Origin of the sequence: Dietzia papillomatosis NBRC 105045 (assembly GCF_001570845.1) — a bacterium.
Classification (GTDB): domain Bacteria; phylum Actinomycetota; class Actinomycetes; order Mycobacteriales; family Mycobacteriaceae; genus Dietzia; species Dietzia cinnamea.
In genome coordinates this window covers 58,781-70,806 of record NZ_BCSL01000010.1, presented here as the reverse complement: position 1 = coordinate 70,806, position 12,026 = coordinate 58,781, and the positions used below count along the sequence as shown (strand labels likewise).

Genomic DNA, 12,026 nt, shown 5'->3' with positions numbered 1-12,026 from the left:
CGCGGTATGCGTCTCGCCCGTATCGCCCATCCGCAGGGGTTCGCCTTCGTCGAGGTCCGTGGGGACATCGCCGACCCCTCCTCGCTGACCTGTGCCGAGATCTCCGAGCACCCGTTCGGTACCCCCGAGTTCACCGGCCGGGAGTGGCCGTTGGCCGACGTGCGTCTCCTCGCGCCCATCCTGGCGTCGAAGATCGTGTGCGTCGGCAAGAACTATGCCGACCACGCCGAGGAGATGGGATCGCCGGCGCCCGCCGAGCCGTTGATCTTCCTCAAGCCCAACACCTCGGTCGTCGGCCCCGAGGCGGCCATCGCGTACCCGCCGAGCTCCGAGCGGGTCGACCACGAGGGCGAGCTCGCCGTCGTGATCGGGCAGCCGTGCCGCGACGTCGCCGCCGCCCGCGCGCACGAGGTCATCCTTGGCTACACCTGCGCGAACGACGTCACCGCGCGCGACCAGCAGCTCTCCGACGGACAGTGGACGCGGGGCAAGGGCTACGACACCTTCTGCCCGCTCGGTCCGTGGATCGTCACCGACCTCGACCCCAACGGACTCGACGTCCGCACCACCCTCACGCACGAGAACGGGACCAGCGAGCTGCGCCAGGACGGCAACACTTCACAGTTCATGCACACCGTCGGCGAGATCATCGAGTACGTCAGCCGGGTCATGACCCTGTTGCCCGGGGACGTCATCCTCACCGGCACCCCGGCAGGCGTCGGGGCGATGCTGCCCGGTGACCGCGTCACCGTGGAGATCGAGGGCATCGGTGCGCTGACCAACCCGGTCGTCGACAGGTAGCCCACCCGCGTGCCGCCGGGCTCCACCCCGGCGGCCTAGGCTGCGCCGGGGCGGGCCCGGCCTCCGGTGGCCTACGCGGCGCCGACCGCCCGCAGGACTGTCCGCAGCTTGGCCCCGGTCTCCGCTACCTCGTCGTCGGGCTGGGAGTCGGAGACGAGCCCGCCCCCGGCCCAGGCGACGGCCCCGGCGCGGTCCGCGTCGATCTCGACGCACCGGATGGTGACCATCCAGTCGCCGTCACCGCCGGAGTCGGACCACCCGACCGCACCTGCGTAGAACCCCCGGTCGCCCTCGATCCCCGCGATGAGGCGGCGGGCCGCGTCCGTCGGCGTCCCGCACACCGCGGGGGTGGGGTGGACGGCCAGGGCCAGGTCCAGAGCGGTGGTCCTGGGGTCGGCGATGCGCCCCCGGATCCGGGTCCCGAGGTGCCACATCTCCCGGGTCGACGTCAACGAAGGGTGCTCGGGGATCTCCAGGTCGGTGCACACCGGCCCGAGTGACCGGGCCAGCGAGTCCACGACGAAGGCGTGCTCGGAGGCATCCTTCCCGGAGGCCCGCAGCGCGCGGCCCGCGGCCTGGTCGGCGGCGGGGTCAGCGGAACGGGGCGCGGATCCGGCCAACGGGTGGCACTCCACCAGGTCACCCCGGCGACGGACGAGCAATTCGGGACTGGAACCCACCAGGACGCGGCCCGAGTAGCGACCGCCGGCGGGGGAGAGGTCGACGAGATACCCGTCGGCCGAGGGGCTCGAGTCGATGAGGGCGGCGCACACCGCGTGGGGATCGATCGGCTCGTCCGCCGCTAGTCGCACCGCGCGGGCCAACACCACCTTGTCGAATTCACCGGCGCGCACGCCCGCGATCGCGGTCGCGACACGCGCCCGGTGCTCTGCCGCCGTGGGCACCTCCTCGGCGATGTGGGCGCGGGTCCGCATCGCGCGGAAATACGCAGGCGGCTCGAGCGGGCCGTCGGTGCGCACCACGACGTCGGGCTCCACGAGCGCGGCCGGTGCGTCCGGCTCGAAACCGATCGCACCCACTACGAGTCCGCAGGAGCCCGAACGAAGGGCCAGTGCGGCGTCGGCGGGATCGGTGAACGCGGCGAGGGCGCCCTGCGTGCGCAGCGAGCCGGTCGGCCGCGAGAGCAGGAAGTCCGGGGCTGTGACTGGTCGTCCGACGTCGGGGTGGAGCCCTGACGCCACGGCTCGCCTCCCTCGACTCGGTTCGGTCCGTGGGGCGCCGTCCTGCAGGCGCCTGCCACGGGTACCCGCTGATCCTAGGCCGGTCCTCGACGGGGGTGCGAGCCGGGACCGTCTCTAGGATGGGCCTCATGACAGCCTCCGATGTCCGCGTCCGCTTCTGTCCGTCGCCCACCGGCACACCCCACGTGGGGCTCGTGCGGACGGCACTGTTCAACTGGGCGCACGCCCGGCACACGGGTGGGACGTTCGTCTTCCGGATCGAGGACACCGACGCCGCGCGCGACTCCGAGGAGTCCTACCAGGCGATCCTCGACGCGCTGCGGTGGCTCGGATTGGACTGGGACGAGGGGCCCGAGGTCGGCGGTCCGTACGCGCCGTACCGCCAGTCGGAGCGGCGTGAGTTGCACCTCGACGTCGTGCGCCGGCTCATCGATGCGGGGGAGGCCTACGAGTCCTTCTCCACCCCCGAGGAGGTAGAGGCCCGGCACCGGGCGGCCGGACGCGACCCCAAGCTCGGCTACGACGGGTACGACCGCGACCTCACCGAGGAGCAGAAGCAGGCCTTCCGCGACGAGGGTCGCGGAGCGGTGATCCGCCTGCGGATGCCGGACGAGGACCTGTCCTGGAACGACCTCGTCCGCGGCGAGACGACCTTCAAGGCCGGCACGGTCCCCGATTTCGCGCTCACCCGCGCCAACGGGATCCCGCTCTACACGCTGGTCAACCCCGTCGACGACGCCCTCATGAAGATCACGCACGTCCTGCGCGGCGAGGACCTGCTCAGCTCCACCCCGCGGCAGATCGCCCTGTACCGCGCCCTCGAGCGCATCGGCGTGGCCGACGGTGTGCCCGAGTTCGGTCACCTGCCGTTCGTCATGGGTGAGGGCAACAAGAAGCTCTCGAAACGCGACCCCGAGTCGGACCTCTTCCTGCACCGGGACCGAGGCATGCTGCCCGAGGGCCTGCTCAATTACCTGGCGCTGCTCGGGTGGGGCCTGTCAGAGGACCGCGACGTGTTCTCACTCCAGGAGATGGTCGACGCCTTCGACGTCCGGCAGGTCAACGCGAACCCGGCCCGCTTCGACCAGAAGAAGGCCGACGCGATCAACGCCGAGCACATCCGGCAGCTGCCGACCGACGAGTTCGCACGGCGTCTGCGCGAGTACCTCGTCGCCCACCCGGCCCAGGACGGACTGACGCTGCCGGAGGACTTCGACCAGCAACGGTGGGCGGTCGTGGCGGAGTTGCTACAGACCCGCATCGTGGTTCTGTCGGACGCCTGGAAGCTGATCCGCTTCCTGCTGGTGGACGAGTCGGAGTTCACGGTGGACCCGCAGTCCGCGGCCAAGAACCTCAAGCCCGGGTCGCGTGAGGTCGTCGACGCGGCGATCGCCGCCCTCGGCTCTCTCGAGAAGTGGACGGCGCCCGCCATCGAGGCCGCGCTGTCCGGGGCCCTGGTGGACGGCCTGGGCATCAAGCCGCGCAAGGCCTACGGCCCGGTCCGGGTGGCGGTGACGGGTTCGCACATCTCGCCCCCGCTGTTCGAGTCCATCGAGCTGCTCGGCCGTGAGGCGACGCTGTCCCGTCTGCGCTCGGCACCGGTCGCCGGCTGATGAGAGCGGCCGCGCCCGTCGACGGATGACGGGCGTGGCCGAATCCAGCCGTCGAAGAAACGAGGCCACTGACCAGGCGATTTGCTATTCACCCACAGAGGTTTGGTAGTCTCTTCGAGGTCGCTGAAGAGCGGCGGAGAAGTGAAAATAGTGGCCTATGGTGTAATTGGCAACACAGCTGATTCTGGTTCAGCCGTTCTAGGTTCGAGTCCTGGTAGGCCAGCGGAGTGCTCCACGCGAGTGCTCACAGCGGATCCCCTGTGGATCCGTGTCCTAGCCCCCGTCGTCTAGCGGCCTAGGACGCCGCCCTCTCACGGCGGTAGCGTGGGTTCGAATCCCATCGGGGGTACACCGTGACGACGCCCGGAGCACATCGCTCCGGGCGTCTTCCGCATTTCGGGCGGCATCGCTCAGCTTGAGGCGGGCGCCCGCCTCGAGGACCGTCCCCGCGCCCGCAGCCGGACGAGGTCGCGTGCGTGGGCGTCCAGGGCGTGGTCCTCGGCGGACACGGGGGACCACCGCGCGACCGGGGTGGGGCGCCCGTCCGCGCCCAGGGCGGCGCAGACGGTGAGGCAGTGCGTGCTGAGCGTGCGGGCGGACGAGGTGGCCGCCCCGGAGCGCACGTGCACGGAGACGTGCATGGTCTCGTGGCCGGTGTGCAGCAGGCGGGCCTCCACCTCCACCACGTCCCCGATCCGTACCGGATGGTAGAAGCGCACCCCGCCCGCGTACACCGAGGTACACGGGGTACCCGACCACTGGGCCGCGCACAGGTTCGCCGCGTCATCGATCCACGCCATGATCCGTCCACCGTGGGCGTTGCCTCCCCAGTTGACGTCCGAGGGGGCGGCGAGCAGGCGCAGCGTCGATCGCGGGGCGGTGCCGGCCTCGGAGTAGACCTGCTGCGCCATCGCGCGCTCGATGTCCTTGCGCAGCCCGATGCGCATGACCGCCTCGTCGGACTCGTGGATCTCCAGGCTCGAGGCGGGCCGCCAGGCGGGGACCGGGGTGGGCGCGCCGTCGCGGACGGCGATGAAGACGACCAGGCACTCGGCGCAGTGCCGGTACCCGGTGCGTGCGGGATCGCAGGCGCGGACGTCGCACTGGATGTGCATGGAGGAGGTGCCCGTGTGCACGAGCCGGGCGGACACCTCCACGAGGTCCCCGGAGGCGATCGGGCGGGAGAAACGGACGTTGCCGACGTAGGCCGTGACGGCGTACCCACCCGACCATCCCGCGGCCAGCGCGTAGGCGGCCTTGTCGATCCACTCGAGGATGCGGCCGGTATGGACCTGGGTACCCGTCCCGACGTCGGTCGGGGCGGCCAGGAACCGCAGCACGGTCTGGTGGGAGGCGGTGTGGTCGGGAGCGGTGAGGTGAGGCGTGGTCACTCGTCGGACGCTAGTGACGCCGCGTGACGGGGCCGTGTGTCGTGCGTACGGATCCCGTGTCGGACTCCTCACCCCCGCGCCGGCGCGCGGTGAGCGCGGGCACGGGGGTGAGGGGGTGAGGGCGGCGGACCGCGGTCGGGGCGGGCGCACCGGTGCGTGCGCCGCGGGCACGGTCAGTCGACCGTCTCCTTGAGGGTGTCCTCACGGACGAATAACAGCAGCACGGTCGCCACGAGGATGAGCGGGACGACCATGTGGTAGATCGGCACCAGGGCGTCGTTGTACGCCCCGACGATCGCGTCGTGCAGCGGGCCCGGCAGCCCGGCCAGGATCTCGGGGCTCATGGAGTTGGCGCCCGCACCGTTGGCGAAGGTCTCGGCGACCCGGGCGCCCTCGGGGCCTAGCTCGGCAGCGGCCGCGGGGACGCGCTCGCCCATGAGGTCGGCGAGCCGGCTGACGAACAGCGAGCCGACGATGGCCGAACCCATCGTGCCGCCGATCTGGCGGAAGAAGTTGTTGGACGCGGTCGCGGTGCCGACCATGGTGATGGCGAACGCGTTCTGGACGATCAGCACGAGCAGCTGCATGCACAGGCCGAGTCCGAAACCGAACACGAAGAGCACCACGCCGAGGTGGACGAGGGTGTCACCGGCCTGCAGCGAGCCGATGAGCCAGAGCCCGACGGCCATGATGAGCGTGCCGACGACGGGGTACCACTTGTAGCGGCCGGTGCGGCTGACGATGTTGCCGACGACGATGGAGGTGCCCATCATGCCGATCATCATGGGGATCATCATGAGGCCGGCCGCGGTGGGGCCGAGACCGTGGACCATCTGGATGTACGTCGGCAGGTAGGCCATGCACCCGAACATCGCGACGCCGATCAGGAGCCCGGCGGCGGTGGAGACCGAGAAGTTGCGCTCGGCGAACAGTGTCATCGGGATCAGCGGGTGAGGGGAGCGACGCTCGACCCGGACGAAGGCCACGGCGCACACGAGGAACAGCGCGCCCATGCCGAGGATGACCGGGTCGGTCCAGTCGTAACGGTTGCCGCCCCACGACGAGAGGAGGATGAGTGCGGTGGTGCCGATGGCCATGAGCACCGTGCCGGGCCAGTCGGTGCGGCGTCCGCTGCCGCGGTTGGGCAGGCGCAGCCAGACGACGGCCACGACGAGGGCGATCAGACACACGGGGAGGTTGAACCACAGCGCCCACCGCCAGCCGGGCCCCTCAGTGAAGAATCCGCCGAGGAGCGGGCCGAGGACGGAGGACAGCCCGAAGACGGCGCCCATGACGCCCATGTACCGGCCGCGCTGCCGGGCGGGGACGACATCGGCGACGATCGCCTGGGAGAGGACCATCAGGCCGCCGCCGCCGAGCCCTTGGACCGCGCGTGCGGCGATGAGCAGATCGATGTTCCACGCCAGCGCGCCGAGGAGGGAGCCGGCGGAGAACAGCAGGATGGCCGTGACGAAGAGGGGTTTGCGCCCGATCTGGTCCCCGAGCTTGCCGTACACGGGCAGCCCGATCGTCATGGTGAGCAGATAGACGGTGATGACCCAGCTCATGCGGTCGACGCCACCGAGGTCGGCGACGATCGTCGGCAGCGCGGTGGCGAAGATCATCTGCCCCAGGGACACGATGAGCATCCCCAGCAGCAGCGAGGTGAACACCAGCGGGACGTTGTGCGTCGTCGGCGCCGGGGCGGGGGAGCGGTCGGCACCGGGCGGTGCCGCGGTGGTGCGGAGGTCTGTCTCACTCATGCGGGATCCCGTCGGTGGTGGTGGTGGCGGCGGTGGAGGGCTCGCCGACGAGCACTGCGAGTTGGCGCAGGGCGGTGGCGCAGTCGGCGTGGAGGTCGTCGAAGGAGGCGGAGTCGCGGTTCAGCCAGGTGGCCATGCCGAGGTTTGCCGAGGCGGCGACGAGCGCGACGCACGCGCGCGCCTCGGCCTCGGCGCTCACCCCGGGCAGGCGGCGCAGCCGCGGATGCCGGTCGAGGTGGCAGGACACGAGGTCCACGAGTTCGATCTGGAACCGGTACGAGGCGGTCATCCGCGCAGCACCGAGCTGCGGCTCGGCCCGGAAGATGTCACGCCGGCGTTGGACGAGCATGGCTGTCTGCTCCCTGTCCGCGATGCGGGTGGCCGCGAAGCCTGCGAGAAAGACCCGCATCAGCGCGCGTGGGACGTCCGGATCGACCCCGTCAAGGAAGTCTTCGCGCTCGGCCTCGGGGACGTCCTGCGGGCTGGCGCCGATGACCGCGGCCTCCTTGGAGGCGACGTAGTTGAAGAACGTGCGCTTGGAGACCTCGGCGGCCGCGCAGATCTGGTCGACCGTCACCGCGTCGTACCCGTGCTCGAGGACCAACGCGGTGGCGGCGTCCTCGATGGCGAGGAGGGTCGCGCGGCGCTTCCGGTCGCGCAGGGAGTCGTCACGCCGAGCGTCCGCACGAGGGGGAGCGTGGGGGGCCTGCAGGGAGGCGTCGGGGGGAGAGCTCACGGAGGAATCCTAACGGAAAAAGTAGACCGAGTGCATCTTTGTACCGGGTGAAGTCTGCCGCGCGCCCCGATTTGGTTCCGCGTCCACCTGTCGGCTACTGTGGTGGAGCAGCGAGCAAGGCCCCCGTCGTCTAGCGGCCTAGGACGCCGCCCTCTCACGGCGGTAGCGTGGGTTCGAATCCCATCGGGGGTACGAGGGAGGCCGTCCCGGTTCGTCACTGACGAGCCGGGACGTTCCGCATTTCGGGGTGCGTGCGAAGATCACCGCGTGACCTCGCGCCGTGACCTGTTCCGCCTCGCCGTGGGGGCCGGCCTGTCCCTCGCCGCACTCGGTGCGTGCGGCGCGGAGAAGGGGGCGACGACGACGAGCCCGTCCGCCACCCCGACGGACCCGCTCGCCCCTCCCGAGCCGGTCCGGACACCGACGCCGGACGCGCCGCCGCGCCGTCTCCTCGCACTCTCCTCGGCCGATCTCGACGTCCTGCACGCGCTCGACCGCGAGCCGGAGGCCGCGTGGGCGGTCGACGGCACGGGACCGCGGCCGTGGCGTGGGCGACCCGCCCCGCCGCGGCCGGAATGGGACGGCCCGGGGCTGCCCAGTCTGCGGTCCCTGCTGCCGTTCGGTGTCGACGCCTTCGTCCTGGCCGCCGCGGACGTCACCGGCGACCAGCTACGCGGGTACGAGCGCCTGGCGACCGTGATCGTCGACCCGCAGGGTCGACCGGGCTGGCGGGACCACCTCGACCTCGTGGCCGACGCGCTCGACCGCGATCCCGGACCGGCGACCGCCACCGCCGAGGAGGCGCTCGACGCGTGGGCCCGGGGTCAGCGTCGGCTCGGGGTCGAGGCCCTCGCCGTCGTCGTCGGCACCGGCGCCCGGCCCGACACCCCCGTCGCCACCCTCGCGGCGGACTCGCCGCTCGGCGCGGAGATCCGCGCCCTGGGGTTCGAGGTGGACGCGCGGGCCGAGCCCCGGCCGTACCGCGAACTGCGGCGTCCGGGCGTCCAGGTGGTGCGGGTCGATCCCCGCGACGACGACCTCGTCGCGGCCGTGCGCCAGCCCAGTGTCTCGAGCCTGCCGTGGGCGTTGGACAGGCTCGTCCGCGGGCGACGGCCCGCCTGAGGTCGGCCGCGTGCCGGTAGGCCGCCCTACAGCCGCTTGTGGATCGCGTCCGCCGCGGTGAGCAGGTCGGCGGCCCACTTCACGCCCGGTCGGCGGCCGATGCGGTCCACCGGACCGGAGACCGAGATCGCCGCGACCACGGTGCCCGTCGAGTCCCGGATGGGCGCGGAGATCGAGGCCACGCCCGCCTCCCGCTCGGCGACGGACTGCGCCCAGCCACGCCGGCGGACCTCCGCCAGCTGGCGTTCGGTGTACGTGGCGTCGGTCAGGAGCGCGCGCTGCGTGGCCGGGTCGGCCCACGCGGCGAGGACCTTGGCCCCCGAACCGCGGCTCATGGGCAGGACCGCACCGACGGGCACCGTGTCCCGCAGGCCGGTCGGCGGCTCGGCCGAGGCCACGCAGATGCGGCGGTCGCCGTCCCGGCGGTAGACTTGGACGCTCTCCTCGGTGATCTCGCGCAGCCGCGGCAGCACCGAGGAGGCGGCGTCGGCAAGGGAGTCGGAGACGTGCGCCGCGAGTTTGGCCAGTCCGGGCCCGAGGCTCCACACCCCGGCGTCGTCACGGGACAGCAGTTGATGGATCTCCAGGCCCACCGCGAGGCGGTGCGCGGTGGCGCGCGGCAGTCCCGTCCGCTCGCAGAGGTCGGCCAGGACGCAGGGCTGCTCGGCCACCGCGTGCAGCACCGTCATCGCTTTGTCGAGGACCCCGATCCCGCTATACTGTCTCACAGTTCGACTATATCGTCCTACATGGTGAGAATCCATCAGAGGCTCATCCGGGATGTGACTGGAGGCGTGATGACTGAGACCGTGACCGGTGGAACGCGCCCGCGGACCCTGGCCGAGAAGGTCTGGGACGACCACGTGGTGGTCAGCGGAGAGGGTGAGGGCGAGTCCCGGGGGCCCGACCTCATCTTCATCGACCTCCACCTCATCCACGAGGTCACCAGTCCTCAGGCGTTCGACGGACTCCGCCTGGCCGGCCGTCAGCTCCGCCGCCCGGACCTCACGCTGGCCACCGAGGACCACAACGTGCCGACCGACATCGTCGGCGGCGCCGTCAACCTCATCGCCGACCAGACCTCGCGCGTCCAGATCGAGACCCTGCGCCGCAACTGCGAGGAGTTCGGTGTCCGGCTGTACCCGATGGGCGATCTCGACCAGGGGATCGTCCACGTCGTGGGCCCCCAGCTGGGCCTGACCCAGCCGGGCATGACGGTGGTGTGCGGCGACTCGCACACCTCCACCCACGGGGCGTTCGGGTCCATCGCCATGGGTATCGGTACCTCCGAGGTCGAGCACGTCATGGCCACCCAGACGCTCAGCCTGCGGCCGTTCAAGACGATGGCCGTGACCGTCACCGGCGAGCTGCAGCCGGGCGTCACGGGCAAGGACCTCATCCTCGCCGTCATCGCCCAGATCGGCACCGGCGGGGGGCAGGGTTACATCATCGAGTACCGCGGCGAGGCCATCGAGAAGCTCTCGATGGAGGCCCGGATGACCGTCTGCAACATGAGCATCGAGGCCGGCGCGCGGGCGGGCATGATCGCGCCCGACCAGACCACCTACGACTACCTGCGCGGCCGTCCGCACGCGCCCACGGGCGACGAGTGGGACGAGGCCGTGCGGTACTGGGAGAGCCTGCGCACCGACGACGACGCGGTCTTCGACGCCGAGGTCGTGATCGACGGCTCGGCGCTCACCCCGTTCGTCACCTGGGGCACCAACCCCGGTCAGGGCGTTCCGCTGGGCGCGTCCGTCCCGGACCCGGAGTCGTTCACGGACGAGAGCGCGCGGATCGCCGCCGAGAGCGCCCTGGAGTACATGGACCTGCGGGCCGGCACCCCCATGCGCGAGGTGCCCGTCGACGTCGTGTTCGTCGGGTCGTGCACCAACGGCCGCATCGAAGACCTGCGCACCGTCGCCGAGGTCATCGACGGGCAGAGGATCGCCGACGGCGTGCGGATGCTCGTCGTGCCGGGCTCCATGCGGGTGAGCCAGCAGGCCGAGCGGGAAGGCCTGGACCGGGTGTTCACCGAGTTCGGCGCCGAGTGGCGCCAGCCGGGCTGCTCCATGTGCCTGGGCATGAACCCCGACTCGCTGCTGCCCGGCCAACGGTGCGCGTCCACCTCCAACCGCAACTTCGAGGGACGCCAGGGCAAGGGTGCGCGCACTCACCTCGTCAGCCCGTCGGTCGCCGCGGCCACCGCGGTGCTCGGGCACCTCGCCTCACCCGCCGATCTCGAGCCCGCGAAGGGGGCCTGACACCTCATGGAGCCGATCACCACCCACACCGGCATCGGCGCCCCGCTGCGCCGCTCCAACGTGGACACCGACCAGATCATCCCCGCCGAGTATCTCAAGCGCGTCACACGCACCGGGTTCGAGGACGGCCTGTTCTCCTCCTGGCGGGCGAACGAGCCGGACTTCGTCCTCAACCGCCCGCCGTACGACCGCGCCTCCGTCCTGGTCGCCGGGCCGGACTTCGGGACGGGCTCGTCGCGGGAGCACGCCGTGTGGGCCCTCATGGACTTCGGCTTCCGCGTGGTCGTCTCGTCCCGCTTCGCCGACATCTTCCGCGGCAACTCGGGTAAGTCCGGCCTCGTGGCCGCCCGGGTCGAGCAGGAGAACGTCGAGCTCCTGTGGAAGGTGATGGACGAGCGACCGGGTATCGAGCTCACCGTGGATCTGGTCACCCGCACGATCACCGCGGGCGATGTCACCGTACCGTTCGACATCGACGACTACACGCGCTGGCGGCTCATGGAGGGGCTCGACGACATCGGCCTCACGCTGCGGCGCGCTGACGATATCGAGGCGTTCGAGAGCCGGCGGCCGGCGTTCAAACCGGTCACCACGCCCCGCTGACCGACGCGCGTCAAAAATGTTTCGGAGTCACCTCCGAATTGACCCCCGCCTGGCCCGGCCGTGTGATTATGCTTATATTCATTCCGTGCGGTTGCGAAAGCCGCGCACGCATACTCAGCCGAAGGGGGATCCCCACGTGAACAAAGCCGACCTGATCGCCGAGCTGGCGGACCGGATGGGCGGAGACCACCAGCTCGCCACCGAGGCGCTGGAGAACACCCTCGACATCATCGTGCGGACGGTGGCGTCCGGGGAGTCCATCACCATCATGGGCTTCGGCATCTTCGAGAAGAAGGCACGTGCGGCCCGCGTCGCGCGCAACCCCCACACCGGGGAGTCGATCCCGGTCCCGCCGACCTACTCGCCGGTGTTCCGGCCGGGTCAGTACTTCAAGTCCGTCATCCAGGGCACCGAGACGCTGCCCGAGGGCCGGCTCGCCGCCAAGCGGTCGAGCTCGCATCAGTCGTTCGGCGGCCTGCACGCCAACGGGGTCGGCCTCCGCGACAAGGTCAGCTGAGCCGCCCGGCCGCG

At 71.2% G+C, this 12,026-nt stretch carries 11 protein-coding genes and 3 tRNA genes; 9 read left to right on the top strand and 5 right to left on the bottom strand.

Translation table 11 applies throughout. The features are described from left to right. Positions 1 to 6: 6 nt before the first annotated feature. Positions 7 to 801: a fumarylacetoacetate hydrolase family protein gene (locus DPA01S_RS05360; protein ID WP_061914404.1), complete on the top strand. Its 795-nt coding sequence runs from the start codon at positions 7 to 9 to the stop codon at positions 799 to 801. A gap of 71 nt (positions 802 to 872) precedes the next feature. On the opposite strand, the gene DPA01S_RS05355 is transcribed toward DPA01S_RS05360, so the two are convergent. After that, entirely contained in the window at positions 873 to 2,003 is a 1,131-nt protein-coding gene (locus tag DPA01S_RS05355; protein WP_061227791.1) for an isochorismate synthase, read from the bottom strand. 128 nt (positions 2,004 to 2,131) lie between these two features. Between DPA01S_RS05355 and gltX the strand changes: the two genes are divergently transcribed. From gltX to DPA01S_RS05340, 3 genes are all read left to right on the top strand, one after another. Then, the gene (gltX, locus tag DPA01S_RS05350; protein ID WP_061227790.1) at positions 2,132 to 3,616 is read left to right on the top strand and encodes a glutamate--tRNA ligase; all 1,485 of its coding nucleotides are present in this window, start codon (positions 2,132 to 2,134) and stop codon (positions 3,614 to 3,616) included. Positions 3,617 to 3,767: 151 nt separating this feature from the next. Beyond that, positions 3,768 to 3,839, top strand: a tRNA-Gln gene (locus DPA01S_RS05345). A gap of 53 nt (positions 3,840 to 3,892) precedes the next feature. Beyond that, positions 3,893 to 3,965: transfer RNA gene (locus tag DPA01S_RS05340), tRNA-Glu, on the top strand. A gap of 61 nt (positions 3,966 to 4,026) precedes the next feature. On the opposite strand, the gene DPA01S_RS05335 is transcribed toward DPA01S_RS05340, so the two are convergent. The 3 genes from DPA01S_RS05335 to DPA01S_RS05325 form a co-directional block, all read right to left on the bottom strand. Next, positions 4,027 to 5,007, bottom strand: a complete 981-nt coding sequence (locus DPA01S_RS05335) for an acyl-CoA thioesterase (RefSeq protein ID WP_084374703.1) — start codon at positions 5,005 to 5,007, stop codon at positions 4,027 to 4,029. A 173-nt stretch (positions 5,008 to 5,180) separates the two neighbouring features. After that, the gene (locus DPA01S_RS05330) at positions 5,181 to 6,770 is read right to left on the bottom strand and encodes an MDR family MFS transporter (RefSeq protein WP_061914402.1); all 1,590 of its coding nucleotides are present in this window, start codon (positions 6,768 to 6,770) and stop codon (positions 5,181 to 5,183) included. Further along, entirely contained in the window at positions 6,763 to 7,506 is a 744-nt protein-coding gene (locus tag DPA01S_RS05325) for a TetR/AcrR family transcriptional regulator (protein ID WP_084374701.1), read from the bottom strand. The genes DPA01S_RS05330 and DPA01S_RS05325 overlap by 8 nt, the downstream gene beginning before the upstream one ends. A gap of 119 nt (positions 7,507 to 7,625) precedes the next feature. Here DPA01S_RS05325 and DPA01S_RS05320 point away from each other — a divergent pair. Then, positions 7,626 to 7,698, top strand: a tRNA-Glu gene (locus DPA01S_RS05320). Between the two features lie 75 nt (positions 7,699 to 7,773). Further along, a complete protein-coding gene (locus DPA01S_RS05315; protein ID WP_061227788.1) occupies positions 7,774 to 8,628 on the top strand; it encodes a TroA family protein in 855 nt (284 codons plus the stop codon). A 26-nt stretch (positions 8,629 to 8,654) separates the two neighbouring features. Here DPA01S_RS05315 and DPA01S_RS05310 read toward each other — a convergent pair whose 3' ends face one another. Continuing rightward, entirely contained in the window at positions 8,655 to 9,356 is a 702-nt protein-coding gene (locus DPA01S_RS05310) for an IclR family transcriptional regulator (RefSeq protein WP_061227787.1), read from the bottom strand. 69 nt (positions 9,357 to 9,425) lie between these two features. Between DPA01S_RS05310 and leuC the strand changes: the two genes are divergently transcribed. The 3 genes from leuC to DPA01S_RS05295 all read left to right on the top strand — a co-directional run bounded on the left by leuC (position 9,426) and on the right by DPA01S_RS05295 (position 12,012). Next, positions 9,426 to 10,892, top strand: a complete 1,467-nt coding sequence (gene leuC, locus DPA01S_RS05305) for a 3-isopropylmalate dehydratase large subunit (protein WP_061227786.1) — start codon at positions 9,426 to 9,428, stop codon at positions 10,890 to 10,892. 6 nt (positions 10,893 to 10,898) lie between these two features. Continuing rightward, positions 10,899 to 11,495, top strand: a complete 597-nt coding sequence (leuD, locus tag DPA01S_RS05300; protein ID WP_061227785.1) for a 3-isopropylmalate dehydratase small subunit — start codon at positions 10,899 to 10,901, stop codon at positions 11,493 to 11,495. Positions 11,496 to 11,631: 136 nt separating this feature from the next. Beyond that, positions 11,632 to 12,012 (top strand): HU family DNA-binding protein, encoded by a 381-nt coding sequence (locus tag DPA01S_RS05295; RefSeq protein ID WP_061227784.1) that lies wholly within the window; start codon positions 11,632 to 11,634, stop codon positions 12,010 to 12,012. Positions 12,013 to 12,026: the final 14 nt, after the last annotated feature.